The organism is Myxococcus sp. AM011 (assembly GCF_013372595.1).
GTDB classification, from domain to species: domain Bacteria; phylum Myxococcota; class Myxococcia; order Myxococcales; family Myxococcaceae; genus Myxococcus; species Myxococcus eversor.
Genome location: NZ_JABXEM010000278.1, coordinates 1 through 14,359, shown reverse-complemented (window position 1 = coordinate 14,359; position 14,359 = coordinate 1). Strand labels below are relative to the sequence as shown.

The 14,359-nt window shown below is 69.1% G+C and carries 7 protein-coding genes; 5 read left to right on the top strand and 2 right to left on the bottom strand.

What is annotated here, in order from left to right:
• Nucleotides 1–31 precede the first annotated feature (31 nt).
• The gene (locus tag HUW62_RS38830; RefSeq protein WP_163863646.1) at nt 32–613 is read left to right on the top strand and encodes a Uma2 family endonuclease; all 582 of its coding nucleotides are present in this window, start codon (nt 32–34) and stop codon (nt 611–613) included.
• 3 nt (nt 614–616) lie between these two features.
• Here HUW62_RS38830 and HUW62_RS38825 read toward each other — a convergent pair whose 3' ends face one another.
• Nucleotides 617–5,140 carry an AAA domain-containing protein gene (locus HUW62_RS38825; protein ID WP_176437280.1) on the bottom strand — a complete coding sequence of 1,508 codons (4,524 nt, stop codon included), beginning with the start codon at nt 5,138–5,140 and terminating at the stop codon, nt 617–619.
• Between the two features lie 60 nt (nt 5,141–5,200).
• Nucleotides 5,201–5,644 (bottom strand): HIT family protein, encoded by a 444-nt coding sequence (locus tag HUW62_RS38820; protein WP_163863642.1) that lies wholly within the window; start codon nt 5,642–5,644, stop codon nt 5,201–5,203.
• A 266-nt stretch (nt 5,645–5,910) separates the two neighbouring features.
• On the opposite strand from HUW62_RS38820, the gene HUW62_RS38815 reads away from it, so the two are divergent.
• From HUW62_RS38815 to HUW62_RS38800, 4 genes are all read left to right on the top strand, one after another.
• Nucleotides 5,911–7,575, top strand: a complete 1,665-nt coding sequence (locus tag HUW62_RS38815) for a carboxypeptidase-like regulatory domain-containing protein (protein ID WP_176437279.1) — start codon at nt 5,911–5,913, stop codon at nt 7,573–7,575.
• A gap of 507 nt (nt 7,576–8,082) precedes the next feature.
• Nucleotides 8,083–9,609: an Ig-like domain-containing protein gene (locus tag HUW62_RS38810; protein WP_176437278.1), complete on the top strand. Its 1,527-nt coding sequence runs from the start codon at nt 8,083–8,085 to the stop codon at nt 9,607–9,609.
• Between the two features lie 155 nt (nt 9,610–9,764).
• Nucleotides 9,765–10,235, top strand: a complete 471-nt coding sequence (locus tag HUW62_RS38805) for a response regulator (protein ID WP_163863636.1) — start codon at nt 9,765–9,767, stop codon at nt 10,233–10,235.
• 120 nt (nt 10,236–10,355) lie between these two features.
• Nucleotides 10,356–14,162: an SUMF1/EgtB/PvdO family nonheme iron enzyme gene (locus HUW62_RS38800; RefSeq protein WP_176437277.1), complete on the top strand. Its 3,807-nt coding sequence runs from the start codon at nt 10,356–10,358 to the stop codon at nt 14,160–14,162.
• The last annotated feature ends 197 nt before the right edge of the window (nt 14,163–14,359 follow it).

The following is a 14,359-nucleotide window of genomic DNA, read 5'->3' as shown; positions in this document are numbered from 1 at the left end:
GTGGGAAGTCAGAGGGGAGAGGAGCGAGGGAATGGGTGAGGGACCGAAGCGGCCGGCGACGTACGAGGACCTGCTCGCACTGCCGGAGAACATGGTCGGGCAGATAATCGACGGGGAGCTCATCGCCATGCCCCGGCCGGCGAGCCCGCATGCGAGAGCGAATTCCCGCCTTCAGGGCGAGCTCTACGGACCCTTCGAGCGGGGCCGGGGAGGGCCTGGAGGTTGGCTGTTGCTGGTGGAGCCGGAGCTGCACTTCGGTCAGGACGTGCTGGTGCCGGACCTGGCGGGCTGGCGTCGGGAGCGGATGCCGGAGATGCCGAACGCGCCGTACTTCACCCTGGCGCCGGACTGGGTCTGCGAGGTGCTCTCTCCGTCCACGGCGTCACTGGACCGGGTGCGGAAGAAGCGCATCTACGCCCGAGAAGGCGTGCGCCATGTCTGGCTGGTGGACCCCAAGGAGCGGACGCTGGAGGTGTTTCGCCTGGAGGGCGGCCGCTGGGTGGAGCTGGGCACGTATACAGGGGACGAGCGTGTGCGTGCCGAGCCCTTCGAGGCGGTGGAGCTGGAGCTGGGCATCCTGTGGCTTCCGGAGTCGACGCCGAAGACGCCCTGAAGCTCAGTGCATGACGCGCTTGCCGGAGGTCTCCGTGGCCTGCGCCGTCGCGGGCTGGCGCATGAGGAGGTCGCCCACCGTCTGGAGCACGTGGGTGGTGGCTCCTTCCGGGTCCCTGAAGAAGTGGGGCGTCCAGAGTCGGACGAGCTTCCAGCCCTGGCCTTCGAACACGGCGGTGCGGAAGAGGTCCCACTCCACACGGTCGGCGGCCTTGGGGTAGCGCGTGCCGTCGCAGAGCAGGCCGACGGTGACGTCGCCCGGGACGGTGGGGTGGTGCAGGGCGAGGTCCACGCAGAAGCCGTCATTGCCCCAGTTCACGTCGGAGGACACGTGGTGGCGTCGCGCGAGGTGTGACGCCAGTGCGCGGGCGAACACGGAGTCCGCCTCGGTCTCCCGCTCGCGCACGACGAGTTCGCGCGGAGTGGAGGGCTCGGAGATGGGGAGCGCGTCGTCGCGAGTGGCCTCCGCGTGGGCGTGGGCGATGCGTTCAGCGAACTGGAGGTAGGCGAAGAGGAGCCAGCCTCCGTTGGGTTGGCGGCCGGACTCCACGGGCGGCAGGGCGGTGTACGCGTCGCGAGGAATGGAGGTGACCAGGTGCACCTGCTGGCGGGCGCGGGTGACGAGCACGTTGAGGCGCCGCCCTCCGCCCGCGCTGCCGAGCGGGCCGAAGCGTCGGTAGAAACGTCCCTGTCGGTCGGGCCCGTAGGTGGTGCTGATGATGAGGTGGTCTCGCTCGTCGCCCTGGACGTTCTCGAGGTTCTTGACGAAGAGGCCCTCGAAGGAGCCGGCGCCACGGCGGGTGCGAGCGGCGGCGAGCCGGGCGGCGAAGATGGAGTCCTCCGCGGACAGTTCATCGAGGACGTCGGTGATGGCGTCGCGCTGTGAGAGGTTGAAGCAGGCGATGCCGATGGAGGGAGGCTCGGGGCGGGCGAGCAGTTCCTTCACGAGCTGGCCCACGGCGCGGGCCTCGGTGAGATTCACCCGCTTCTCGTAGGTGCCGCCCACGGGGAGCAGGCTCAGGGGCGCGTGGGGTGCGCGGTGCGAGGGATGCGCGGGGATGGCCTGGAGCCGCTTGTCGTAGAAGTGCTCGTTGCTGAAGGCGATGAGGTCCGCATCCCGCGAGCGGTAGTGGACGTCGAGGTAGCACTGGTCGATGTCCAGATTGAGCGCGGCGGAGAGCAGGTCTTCCACCTCGGACTGCTGGTCCTCGAAGAGGCCCTGCTCCGTTTCAGCTTCGGTGTCCTGGCTCTGCACCACGGCGGACTCGAAGAAGCGGGTGGGCGGGAGTTGCTTCGGGTCTCCGGCGATGACGACGCGCCTGGCGCGGGTGAGGACGGGCAGGGCCTCCTCGAGTCGGCACTGGGAGGACTCGTCGAAGATGACGACATCGAAGATGGGGCGGCGCGGGAAGATTTGCGCCACCGTCTGGGGGCTGGCCATCCACACGGGGCGGGCGTCGAAGAGCGGGTCTCCGCCTTCGAGTTCGAGGCCGGTGGCGATGACCTGCCGCACGCGCATGGCGCGCTCGCCTCGGAGCATGAGGCGGCGGCGCAGCTCCGCGCCCTGGGTGTTGAGTCGTCCTCCGGTGCTGGCGAGCAGGCGCTCGCGCTGGCGCTGCGTCCACCGGTGGAGGATGGCGTCGCGGACGAGTCCGCGCTTCTTCTCCTCGAGCACGCGGTATCGGGCCTGGGTGGCCTGGGCGCGCTCGGCGTCGACGTGCTGGAGGGCGGGGTCTTCACGCAGGCGTGAGGACGCCTCCGCGGCGAGCGTGGCCTTGAGGACGGACGTCCATCCCGTGTCCGCGTCCACGCCCTGGCGTGCCAGGGCTTCCACCGCGGTCTCCAGCGTGGGCGGCATGCCGGACAGCAACGAGCGCAGGCGCAGCATTCCCTCCACGGTGGACAGACGTGCATGGAAAGCGGAGGTGATGGGGAGCAGTTGGGCGCCAGCGCGCAGCTCGCGCGAGCGGGTGGCGAGCCACGTCGAGGAGAGGAGTCCTGTTTCGGAGAGGCGCTTCTCCAGTTTCGCCACCGCCGCGCCTCGGGCGGGAGATTGACGGAGGGCCGTGAGCAGCGCGGCGCGAGCGGAGGCGTCTCCCGTCAGGGCCCGGCGCACGGCGTCGCGGCACGAGGCGAGCAGAGGCGTGTTGTCCAGCGTGCCCAGTACGTCGAAGAGGGCGCTGTGAGTGCGCAGGTCCCGCGACAGCAGCTCATCGGGAAGGCTCGCGAAGGTGGAGAGGCCTCCGGCGGAGCTCGGAGCCTCACCGGGGTAGGTCAGGCCCACGGCCGAGCTCTGCGTCCTGGTGGAAATCGGAGCCAGCGTGGAGCGGTGGAACTCGCTCAGCAATGCGCGGGCACGAGCGCCAGTGAGGAATCGACTGACACGGTCAGCGGCGGCGGCACCCAGCGTGAGGCCGAACTGCTGGAGCACCTTGCGAGCGCCCGCCTTCCGAGCAAAGCAGAAGAAGGCGTACCACTTGCTGGCGATGCCCAGATACGCGCCCAGCGTGGCGAGCGCCGTGGACAGCGCGCCCAGGGACTGGGGCTGCTCACGCTGAATCAACGCGAGCTCCGTATCGAGTGGCCCCTCGGAGAGCACCTTCACCTGGGGCGCGAGCCCATCGAGCTGTGCCTTCGCGCTCCGCACTGCGTCTGCGGAGGCGATGCTCCAGCGCGCGAGCGCTTCAGGGTTCGCGGTCTCCAGCAGCGGAGCAAGCTGCTCGGCGAAGTGGGCGCGCGCTGTGCCCTCGGCTTCGGGCTCCGCGCCAAAGGAGGGGATGTTCGGGGATGCGAGGGAGTCGGCCTCACGGGCCGCGTCGACCGTGGTGCTCAGGCGCTCGCGCCAGGTGGCCAGCGGCGTGGCGAGGTACGTGGCCAGGTCCACGCCCAGGGCTTCGCGCCAGGGATTGTCCGGGTAGCCTTCCTTGAGCGCGCGCTCCAGGACTTCGCGTGTCTCGCGCTCGCGCGGGATGACGTCACCCAGCCGCGCGGAGGCGAGGGACGACGTGGCGGGACTGAGCGCGGCGGGAGTCTCCAGGGAGAGCCACTGGCCCACCAACTCGTGGAAGGAGGGAGCGGTGCCGCCGGCGGGGCGCTCGGAGAGGGCGCGCTCGGCGGTGCTGAGCTCGTCGTGGAGGGTTTGGATCTCCTCGTCCACGCTGGACAGCTCCTTCGTCACGGCGGCGTGGGTCCGCGCTTCGGGCAGGGTGTCGAGCTGTTCGCGGATGCCCATATAGAGGTCCCGCTGATCTCTCTGTGCGTCGTGCACGACGGCGCACAGATTGCCCAGGCCCAGGTGGTCCAGCCGGTGCTTCACGACGTCGAGCGCCGTGCGTTTGTCGCAGACGAACAGCACCCGCTCACCTCGGGCGAGGTGGTCGCCGATGGCATTGGCGATGGTCTGCGACTTGCCGGTGCCAGGAGGCCCATGGATGACGAGCCCTCGACGGCTGCGCGCCAGTCGCACCGCACGGGCCTGACAAGGGTCCGCGATGGTGACGAGCCGTTCCTCGGCGGCGAGCTTGAGCCCCTCCAGGTTCCGCTCACCGCCGCCCGAGTGAGCGACCTGCCCGAGCGACACATCCACTCGCAGGAAGCTCTCCAGCGGACCGGAGATGGGCTCGCCGTCCACGAGCGCGCGCATGTCATCCACGAGGCTCTGATTCGACAACGGATACAAGCCGAGCACGGCGCTGGGGATGATGGAGGCCGTGGCGCCTTCCTCGTCCGAGCGGGGCACGGGAGCCAGGAGCGTCTCGGGCGAGAAGGTCGCTGGAGCAGGCAGCTCCAACGCCTTGGAGACGAGGGCCGCCAGTTCGTTGACCTCGCGCCAGGGGTCTACACCCTCCTCATCGGCGAACAGCTCGCCGAAGCGCTCCCCCGTCTGTTGTTCGAGCCACGCGAGCAACGCGGTGTTGGGTGCGACGCGGTCCACGCCTTCTTCGGCGCCTTCCAGCTCGACCGCCGTCGCGCGTCCCTTCTTCACGGTGATGCGCACGGGGACGAAGGCGATGGGCGCGAGGATGCGCCGGGTGCCGAAGCCGCGCTTGTCCTTGGTGCTCGGGGGCAGGTGCAGCAAGGGGAAGCCGACGTGGAGGACATGCGCGCCGGTGTCCTGCTCGAAGATGCGGGCGTCCTCGACGATGGCCGCGAGCTTGCGCAGCAGGGCCTGTTGTTCCTCCTCGGCTCGCGTCGACGTTGAGACTGTTTCATCGTCGTCGGCCTCGAGTTCCACGCGAGGCGCGCGCATGTCGTCCGCGCTGGCCCGAGTGCCTTCGAGTGACGTCGAGAGTCCGGACGAGCCCGACTTTGGGAGCGGCTTCACGGTGAGCCGGGCCGAGGCCTTGTCTCCGAGCAGCGCGGCCAGCACCGCGTGAGGTGGAGTGCCGTCCAGTCGGCTCAGCACGGAGAGGTCCAGGCGCTGGCGACTGTGGTGGGGGCGGCAGTTGAGGCTGGGTCCGGACGCGAGCGCGGCGTAGAGCCGCTCGAGCATCTTCGCGAGGACGCGGCTGCGGGACTCGGACGACACGGCGGTACCTCTCTCCAGGGGAGGGAGGTCGCTGTCTACCATGGGGCCTGGAGGGTGACCTCAGTCCGCCAGTGCGGCGGCGAGCGAGCGAGCGGCGGCCTCCAGCGCCTCCGAGGGGAGATGATCCACCGGGGCCGCGTCGAACACCGCGCGGCCCCACAGTCGCCGCGGAGTCTCCCGGAAGCGCGGCACCAGGTGCAGGTGGCAGTGGCGGAGCACGTCGCCGATGGCGAAGGCGTATGCGTGCTCGGCGCCCAGCACCTCGCGTTGGGCGCGCATCACCCGAGCGGCGAACCCACCCAGCTCCCGCGCCGTGGCGTCATCCAGCTCGTACCAGGCACGTGCATGTTGCTCGCTGGAGATGACGACCCAGCCGGGAACGGGACTGGGGCCCGCGACGCCATGCAGCACCAGCCCTGGAGCCCGGGCCAGGATGCCCCCCACGGGGCGGTGCTCGCCGCGTGTGATGGCACAGCCGAGACACGGCTCATTCACATCCACCATGGGGCCACCGTAGCAGTCGTTTTTCGCCAGGGCAGGGCGCTCTGAAGACGCATCGCGCAAGGGAGGGTCTCGTCAGACCCTCTGGAAACTAAGAGAATGGGAGGGGTGTGTTGTGATCGCCCCAGGGCGTGGTGTTCGCGGTTTGGGACGAGGGGGAGTGCGACTGTCGCCTGCTTGACGTGAAGGGGCCGGGTCGGAGAGTGTCCGCCCCACGCTCTTTCATGGTTGGGGGCGTGAGAGCTCAAGCAAATCTTTTCAAGGTGGGGATGATGAAGAAGCATCTGGTCATGGCCGTGGTGCCGTTCTTGGCGCTGGGGTGCGGTGATGATTTCAAGGACGAGAACGGTGACGGCATCGCCGACGGTATCCGCGAGCCGGACAGCGTGACGGTGGTGACGCCCGCGACGCCGAAGGGGACGGTGTCGGGCCAGGTGTTGAGCACGGACCTGAAGCCGCTCGCCGAGGCCTCGGTGGAAATCACCATCGGCAGCTCCGCGGATCCGCTCGCTGGGACGACGGATGCGAAGGGCAACTTCGAGTTCAAGGACGTCCCGGCCGGCTCCCAGGTGCTGCTGACCTTCACCAAGGCGGGCTATGCCACGCTGCGGGCCACGTCGACGATTCCGTCGTCGGCGGGCAACGTGCCCATCAACAACGCGAACGTGAGCTTCGGCCCCGTGACGCTGACGCGTCTGGACGGCTCGCTGCGCTTCCTGCTGGTGACGCCGCAGGGCCGTCCCGCGGCGAACGTGCGCGCGACGCTCGAGGCCGCGCCCGCGGGCACCATCATCCTGTCGAACAACGACAGCACCACGCGCGTGGTGAGCACGGTGGTCGTCGAGGCGACGTCCGACGACCAGGGCGCGCTGGTGTTCCAGGGCATCCCGGCCGCGCAGGAACTGGCGCGCCTGAACCAGGGCCAGTACCGGCTGTGGGTGTCCGCGGTGGACTCCAACAGTGACGGCGTGCCGGAGACCAACGGCTACGTGAGCAGCTACTTCGCCAGCGACGTGGTGGCCTCTGGGACCACGCGCCTCATCAACCTGCCCAACTCGCGGCCGACGAACGCGACGCTGACCGTCGAGGGCAGCAACGTGGCGATGCTGCGGGGTGCCGCGGATCCGCATCCGCTGCGCAACATGGTGCGGCCGGGCGAGCCCATCTACCTGTACTTCAACCACCCCGTGCAGCCGAGCTCCTTGCTGGTGCGTCTGACGGACGAGTACGCCAAGGAGGCGCTGCCCGTCACCGTGGCTCTGGGCAATGGTGGCTACAGCGCCACTGTCACGCCGGGCAACGGCGTGGTGCAGACGGGCAAGGAGTACAACCTGGACCTGCGCGCTGTCTCCGCGGAGACCGGCAACCTCTACTCCCGCACCGGCTTCTTCTTCGGTGGCGAGACCGGCACCGTGACGCCGGTGACCATCGCGGAGGCGCGTTATCAGGAGACGTCGTTGACGGCGCCCACCTCGCAGCAGCTCAACACGGGTGAGCTCGTCTACATCAACTTCAGCTCCCCCCTCTTCACTCCGCCCGTGTTCGCTGACGGTTCGAAGGTGCAGGTCTTCTTCAACGTCGACATCGACAACAACGGGACCGTGGGTCGTGGGTCGTTTGGCGAAGTGGGCAACTACAGTGGTCAGGGTTTCGTGCTGAGCATCAACGAGCCCACGGCTCCCTACCAGACTCGTGTGCAGCAGCCCGAGTTGCCTGTCTTCCCCATCACCACCTCGGGGTACAGCACCCGTTACTCGTTCGTCTACTCTGGCGTGGGAATCATCCCGAGCACCACGTCGATGCAGGTCGCGTTCTCGAAGCTGGCGGAGCGTGGTGTCACCGAGACCTACCAGAGCATCTGGGGCCAGCCGCTCACCGTGGACCTGACGGTCAATAGCATCGCGACCCAGCCGGTTCCGGTGCCTGCTCCGTAACATCCGACAGGGCTTGAGCCCTTCGACATTGCTTCAATGAATCATGACCGCGCCTCCGTGAGCTTGCTCACGGAGGCGTTGGTGTTTCTGGGTCCAAATCCTGGTGCGTAGACGCGAGTCCATGTTCCGGGATACGCATTCCTGGCGCTCCACACCCAGGCGCGCACCTGCTTCCTGGCATGAGGGGCTTTCGGCGCCTGCCTTGAGCTGGAACAGGGCTTGCCACGGCTTCACACCATGTCCCTTTCCTTTCTTCGCGTCTCTTTCATCTTCCTGGGGCTCATGGCGGGAGCCTGCATCGACATTCCTGAAGTCCAACCCGTCGCTGAAGACACGGACGCAGGGCCTGTCGCGCCAGGAGATGCCTCGACGCCCGATTCAGGTGTGCCCTCTCTGCAGTTGGTGCTCGTCACGTCGAGGACCGCCACGAATGGTTCCCTCGGTGTGTCGGTTGAGTTGAATGGCCCCACTCCAGAGTTGGTGGAGCTGTTGGTCGATGGCGAGAGCGTGGCGACGCTCCTCCCCCCGTACATGAAGCAGTTGGATACCCAAGGCCTCGCGGAGGGACAACACGTGCTGCACATTCGCGCGACTCTTGGTTCCAAGGTGTTTCTTAGCGCGCCGCAACCGCTCACCGTGGACCGGTCTGCTCCGTCATGGGTTTCGCGCACTCCTTCGACAGGTGCTGCCTTGGTTCCCGTGAATCATGTGGTCCAGGCCGTCTTCTCGGAGCGGTTGGATTCGGCGACCGTCCATTCGACTTCCGTTCGGATGTTCGCGGGCGCGAACATCATCGCCGCGGACGTGTCCCTCTCCGTCGATGGAACGACGGTGACCGTGAGTCCGCTTTCACGTCCTCCACTCGATGTGCTCGTGAAGGTGATGTTCGCTGACTCGGTGACGGACGTGGCGGGCAACTCAGTGCCGGCCGGGGAGGCGTGGAGTTGGTCCCTGCCTGGCTTCTTGCCGCTCGGCGATTTCTTGTTCACGGAGTCGAGGACAGACACGTCAGCGCTCTATGAGGCGCTCCAGTTGGACACTGCTGGACGGCCGGTCGTGGCCTGGGTCGATGAGCTCCGAAACGGGGTGTACGTGCGCCGGTGGACCGGAGAGACCTGGGAGTTGTTGGGAGCCGGGTTGCGCACGGACTCTCCCTCTCAGCTTCCTACGGGCCTTGCCCTTGCATTGGATGCCAACGATGAGCCCGTCGTGGCCTGGAGCGAATTTCACGGCTCGGTGGTCTATGTGCATCGTTGGAACGGAACAGGTTGGGAAGCCATGGGTGCGCCCGTTCCAAGCCCACTCAATCCCTGGAGTGTCGCCCTGGGTAGGAGCGCGGCAGGGCAGTGGTATCTGGGCTTCGCCTCGGGGAACTTTGAGGGATCTCAGCTCTTGGTCTGGAGATGGGAGAGCGACCACTGGTCTCAGTTGGGAGCGGCGCTCAAGGTGGTCCCGACAGCGTCGATGATAGGGCCGCGCATGGACTTTCGTGGTGCGCAGGGCCCTCTCGTGAGGTGGACCGAGTGGAGCACCACGGGAGATGATTGGGGATACATGCGACGGTGGCAGGCGGGAAGCTGGCAGGCCATTCCCCTTCCTTCCCAGAATCCCGGGGGTGTATGGGGGTTGGATGCCTTGGAGCGTCCCCTCAACCTCCTGGCTTCTTCTGGGGATGAGGTCCGGCTTCGCGCATGGGATGGATTGGATTGGGTTCAGCTTGGGGCACCGATGGCGGGCCGCTTCGCGGGAGCGACGCAGGTTGCCGCCTTGGGATTGTCCTTGGACCCGGCAGGAAACCCGGTGGTCCTGTTGCGAGAGGCGGAAGTCCCGGAGCAGGCAGAGTCGTTTTATGTCCGCCGCTTGCGTGATGGGGCCTGGGAGGATTGGGGAGGGCTGCTCCGGCCCCTTCCTGAGGGAGCCCGAAGCAAGTATCCCTTGTTCGCGGTCATGCCTTCGGGCCGCGTCCTCATGGTTCGGGCCGAATCCACCGCGCCGAACGTGTGGCCCATCCGGGTCTACATCTCCAACGAGTGAGCTGATCCGCGTGCCTGTGCGGTGGTGATGTGTCCCCCACCGTTCTCCATTGAACGGTGGGCAGGGGGTTCCCGAGTCGCGGTGGGGTGGGCGCCAGGGTGGATGCGTGCATAGATTGTCCACCGCTGTTCCCCTACACACGAGGCGCCTGTTCCATGACGCGCACGGCCACCCCCACTTCCGAAGAGCTGGTGCCGGGCACAAGCCCGGACGCGTCCCAGGGGGGACGCAGGCGGGTCCTGGTCGTCGATGACTTCGACGATGCCCGCGAGATGTATGCGGAGTATCTGGAGTTCGTCGGCTTCGAGGTGGATACCGCCCGCGATGGCATGGAGGCGGTGGAGAAGGCCCAGTCGAACGAGCCGGACATCATCCTCATGGACCTGTCCCTGCCCGTCATGGACGGCTGGGAAGCCACCCGGCGCATCAAGCAGGACCTGCGTACTCGCGACATCCCAGTGATGGCCCTGACGGGACACGTCCTCGCCGGCAACGCGGAGCACGCACGTGAAGCCGGCGCCGACGAGTTCGTCGCCAAGCCGTGCCTGCCTCAGGACCTGGAAAACAAGATCCGCAACATGCTCAAGCCGAGCAAGGCGCGTAAGCGGGAAGGCCAGGAGGGCTGAGTCCGTAGCGAAGGGTGAATGCCCACCACCTGACACTTCCCAGAGCCCCTCTACCGCGCCCGGAGGTGTTCCACGCCGGGGAGGGTTGCCGTTCCCAGCGGGGATGCATACGCCCTCCTGGTGGGAATCCCTGCAGCCTCGCCGCCAGACGCGTGGGCGCCGCCCCTGGAGTTCGACGAGTACCGAATCGTGCGGCCCATCGGTCGAGGGCGGACCGGCCGCGTGTACCTGGCCCAGGACACGCTCCTCGAACGCCCGGTGGCGGTGAAGTTCATCCCCTCGCTCGGCCCCAATGCCCTGGCCCGCTTCCTCGTCGAGGCCCGTGCCGCCGCGCGCATCCAGCACCCCAATGTCGTCACGCTCTACCGGGTGGGACAGCTCGACGAGCAGCCCTACCTCGTCTCGGAGTTCATCCGGGGCGTGAGCCTGGACCGGTTGGTGAAGCCCCTGCGGTGGGAGCGCGTGCTCACCATCGGCCGGGATTTGGCTAGGGGCCTGAGCGCCGCCCACCGTCGAGGCGTGCTCCACCGCGATATCAAACCCGGCAACGCCGTGCTCACCGAGAGCGGCGCCGTGAAGCTGCTCGACTTCGGGCTCGCCAAGCTCCTGGACAGCGCCGCCGGCCCGGAGGACGCCGCACCGCCCCGGAACGCCCCCCCGCCAGAACTGCCGGCGGACCTGGACCCGGAGGCCAACCCGCACTTCTCCGCGCGCTCGCTGGACGGTGTCTTCCTGCCCTCGCTGCCGCAGGGCGCGCTGGTGGGCACGCCCTACTACATGTCCCCCGAGGCCTGGGCGGGCGAGGACCTGACGGCGCGCAGTGACGTGTACTCGCTGGGCGTCGTCCTCTACGAGCTGTGCGTCGGCCGCGGGCCCTTCCGCGACGTCGTCTGGCGCGAGCTGCCCCACGTGGTCCGCACCCAGGACGCGCTGCCCCTGGCCACCGTCGCGCCCCATGTCGACGCCACCTTCGCCGGGGTCATCGACCGGTGCCTGCGTCGCGAGCCCTCCGAGCGCTTCGGCTCCGCCGCGCTGCTGCTGGAGGCGCTCGAGGCCCTGTCGCGCGAGGACGCCCCCACGCACGTGCCCGAGGGCAATCCCTACCGGGGCCTGCGTGCCTTCGAAGCCGAGCACCGCGCGCTCTTCTTCGGCCGTCGCCGCGAGTGCCGTGCCGTCCTGGAGCGGCTGCGCTCCGAGTCCTTCCTGCTCATCACCGGTGACTCCGGCGTGGGCAAGTCCTCCCTCTGTCTGGCCGGCATCCTCCCCTCCGTGGCCGAAGGCGGACTGGAGGACGGGCGGCGCTGGCACTCCGTCCGACTGGTGCCGGGCCGCAAGCCCGTCGCCGCCCTCGCTGCGGCGCTCGCGCCTCTCCTGTCGATGGAAGAGGAGCCGCTGGCCGAGGCACTCCGCTCGGAGCCCTCGGGCCTGGTGCGCAGGCTCCGGGCCCGCCTGGGCGCGCGCGAGGGCCTGCTCGTCTACGTGGATCAACTCGAGGAACTGGCGACCCTGGCCGAGCCCCTCGAAGCGGCGCTGGCGGGACAGGCCCTGGGCGGGCTCGCGGAAGGCGCCAGTGGCGTGCGCCTGCTGGCCTCCAGTCGCAGCGACTTCCTCACCCGGCTCACCTCCGTGCCGGGCCTGGGCGCGGAAGTCCCTCGCGCGCTGTACCTGCTGCGCGCGCTCACCGCCGAGGAGACCCGGGAGGCCGTCACCGGCCCCGCGCGCGTGAAGGGCGTGCGCTTCGAGTCGGAGGCGCTGGTGGACTCGCTCGTCACGGCCGCGGCCGAGGGCGGGCTCCCGCTGCTCCAGTTCGCGCTCGCGGAGCTGTGGGAGGCTCGCGACGCGAAGGCGCAGGTGATTACCCAGGCCGCGCTGGACTCGCTGGGCGGCGTGGCGGGCGCGCTGGCGAAACACGCGGACGCCGCGGTGGAGCGGCTCCTGCCAGACCAGCGCGTGGCGGCGAGAGGCGTGCTGCTGCGGCTCGTCACCGCCGACGGGACCCGCGCGCGCAAGACGGACCGGGAGCTCGCGGGAGAGGACGTGCGCTATCGCGCCGCGCTGGAGGCACTCGTCCGGGCCCGGCTGCTGGTGGCGCGCGAGGCGCCGGAAGGAACGTCCTACGAGCTCGCCCACGAGGCGCTGCTGTCCGGTTGGAACTCCCTGGCGCGCTGGCTCGCGGAGGCCGCCGAGCGCCGGGAGGTGCAGGCCCTGCTGGAGACCGCCGCCGCGCACTGGGAGAAGCTGAACCACTCGCGCGAGCTGCTGTGGGGGCCGCGCCAGCTCGCCGAGGCGGCGGTGCTGGACTCGGGCGAGCTGACGCGCCGCGAGCAGGACTTCCTGCGCGCCTCGCGACGCACGCTCGTGCGCAGCCGGGGCGTGCGACATGCGCTGACCGTGGGCTTCATCCTGTCGCTGGGCCTGGTCTACGGCGGCCTGAAGCTGCGCGAGCGCTGGAGCCTGGAGCGTCAGGTGCGCGCCGAACTGGACGAAGCCCAGCACTCCCTGGAGACGGTGGTGGAGACGAAGGACCTGCTCCACTCCGAGCGCGCCGAGGCCTTCCGTCTCTATGGCAGCGGCCAGAAGCCCGACGCGGACCGGCTGTGGAGCAAGAGCGTGGCCCGGGCCGCGCAACTGCGGCACCGCTTCGACGGAGTCTCCGGTCGACTGGAGCGGGCCCTGGCCCTGGCGCCGGAGCGACCGGACGTTCGCGACGCGCTCGCGGACTTCCTCTTCGAGCGGGCCCTGTGGGCCGAGCAGGAAGGCGAAGTCTCGGCGCTGCCCACGCTCCTGCAACGCCTGCGGCTCTATGACTCGCGGGGCGAGCGCTGGACGCGGTGGACCGCGCCCGCGCGCCTCACCCTGGACGTCGCCGCGCACGACGTCGAGGTGGAGCTGCGTCCGTTGATGCGCGATGCGCTCGGCGACGAGCAGCCAGGTGCTCCGCTGCCGCTGGAGTCGGAGCCGTGGATGGACGTCTCCGTCCCGCCCGGGCTCTACCAGCTCACGTTGCGCGCGCCGGACCACGAGCCGGTGACGCAGCCCTTGTTGCTGAGACGCGGAGAGGCTCGGCGGCTGGAGCTTCGGCTGCCTCGCGTGGGTGCGATTCCCACGGACTACGTCTTCGTGCCGCCGGGAGAGGTGCGCTTCGGCAGCGCCGCAGATGCGAGCGTCCGCGAGTTCTTCAACGCGGTGCCGCAGCACGCGGTGCAGGTGCCCGGCTTCCTCATCGCGCGCCATGAGGTGACGTATGCCGACTGGCTCGCCTTCCTGGAGTCGATGTCTGTCGAGCCGCGCGCCTCGCACCGGCCCCACGTGGGCACGGGCGGGTACGCGGGACACCTCTCGCTCGACCAGGTGGACGGGGTCTGGCGGCTGCGCTTCCAGCCCGGCAACGTGCCATACGAGGCGCGCGCGGGAGAGCCCGTGCGCTATGCGAATCGCACGCGGCGGGGCGAGCAGGACTGGCGCCGCTTCCCGGTGAGCGGCATCTCCTTCGCGGACGCGGAGAAGTACGTGTCGTGGCTGTCGTTCAGCGACCGGGTGCCGGGCGCGAGGTTGTGCTCGGAGCTGGAGTGGGAGCGCGCGGCGCGCGGCGTGGACGGACGCGAGTTCCCTCATGGCGACCGGCTGGGCGCGGACGACGCCAACATCGACGCCACGTACGGCAAGCAGCCGGGAGGCTTCGGCCCGGACGAGGTGGGCAGTCACCCCGCGTCGCGCAGTCCCTTCGGCGTGGACGACATGGCCGGCAATGTCTGGGAGTGGACGCGCTCATGGCTGGAGCCAGGCCGTGCGGTGGCGCGCGGTGGGAGCTTCTCCTTCGCGGCGACCTCCGCGCGCGCGACGAACCGGGAGCTGCCAGAGCCCTCGCTGCGCGACGTGACGATGGGCCTGCGCGTGTGCGCGGACCTGCCCTCGCCCGCACCCTGAGGGATGCTCGCTCGCACGCAGAGGGAGCATCCCAGCTACCGGACGTTGGAACCGCCCGACTGTCCAAGCGTGCTTGCACGCTGGCTCCCCGCGGACGATGCGTGTGTCGTTCGGTCATCACTCCGGCTTGCGAGCGGGCAGGCTCCTGCGAACCTTGAGTCCAGTCGGAGTCGGGCGGGGTCGGGGAGGTACGGGGC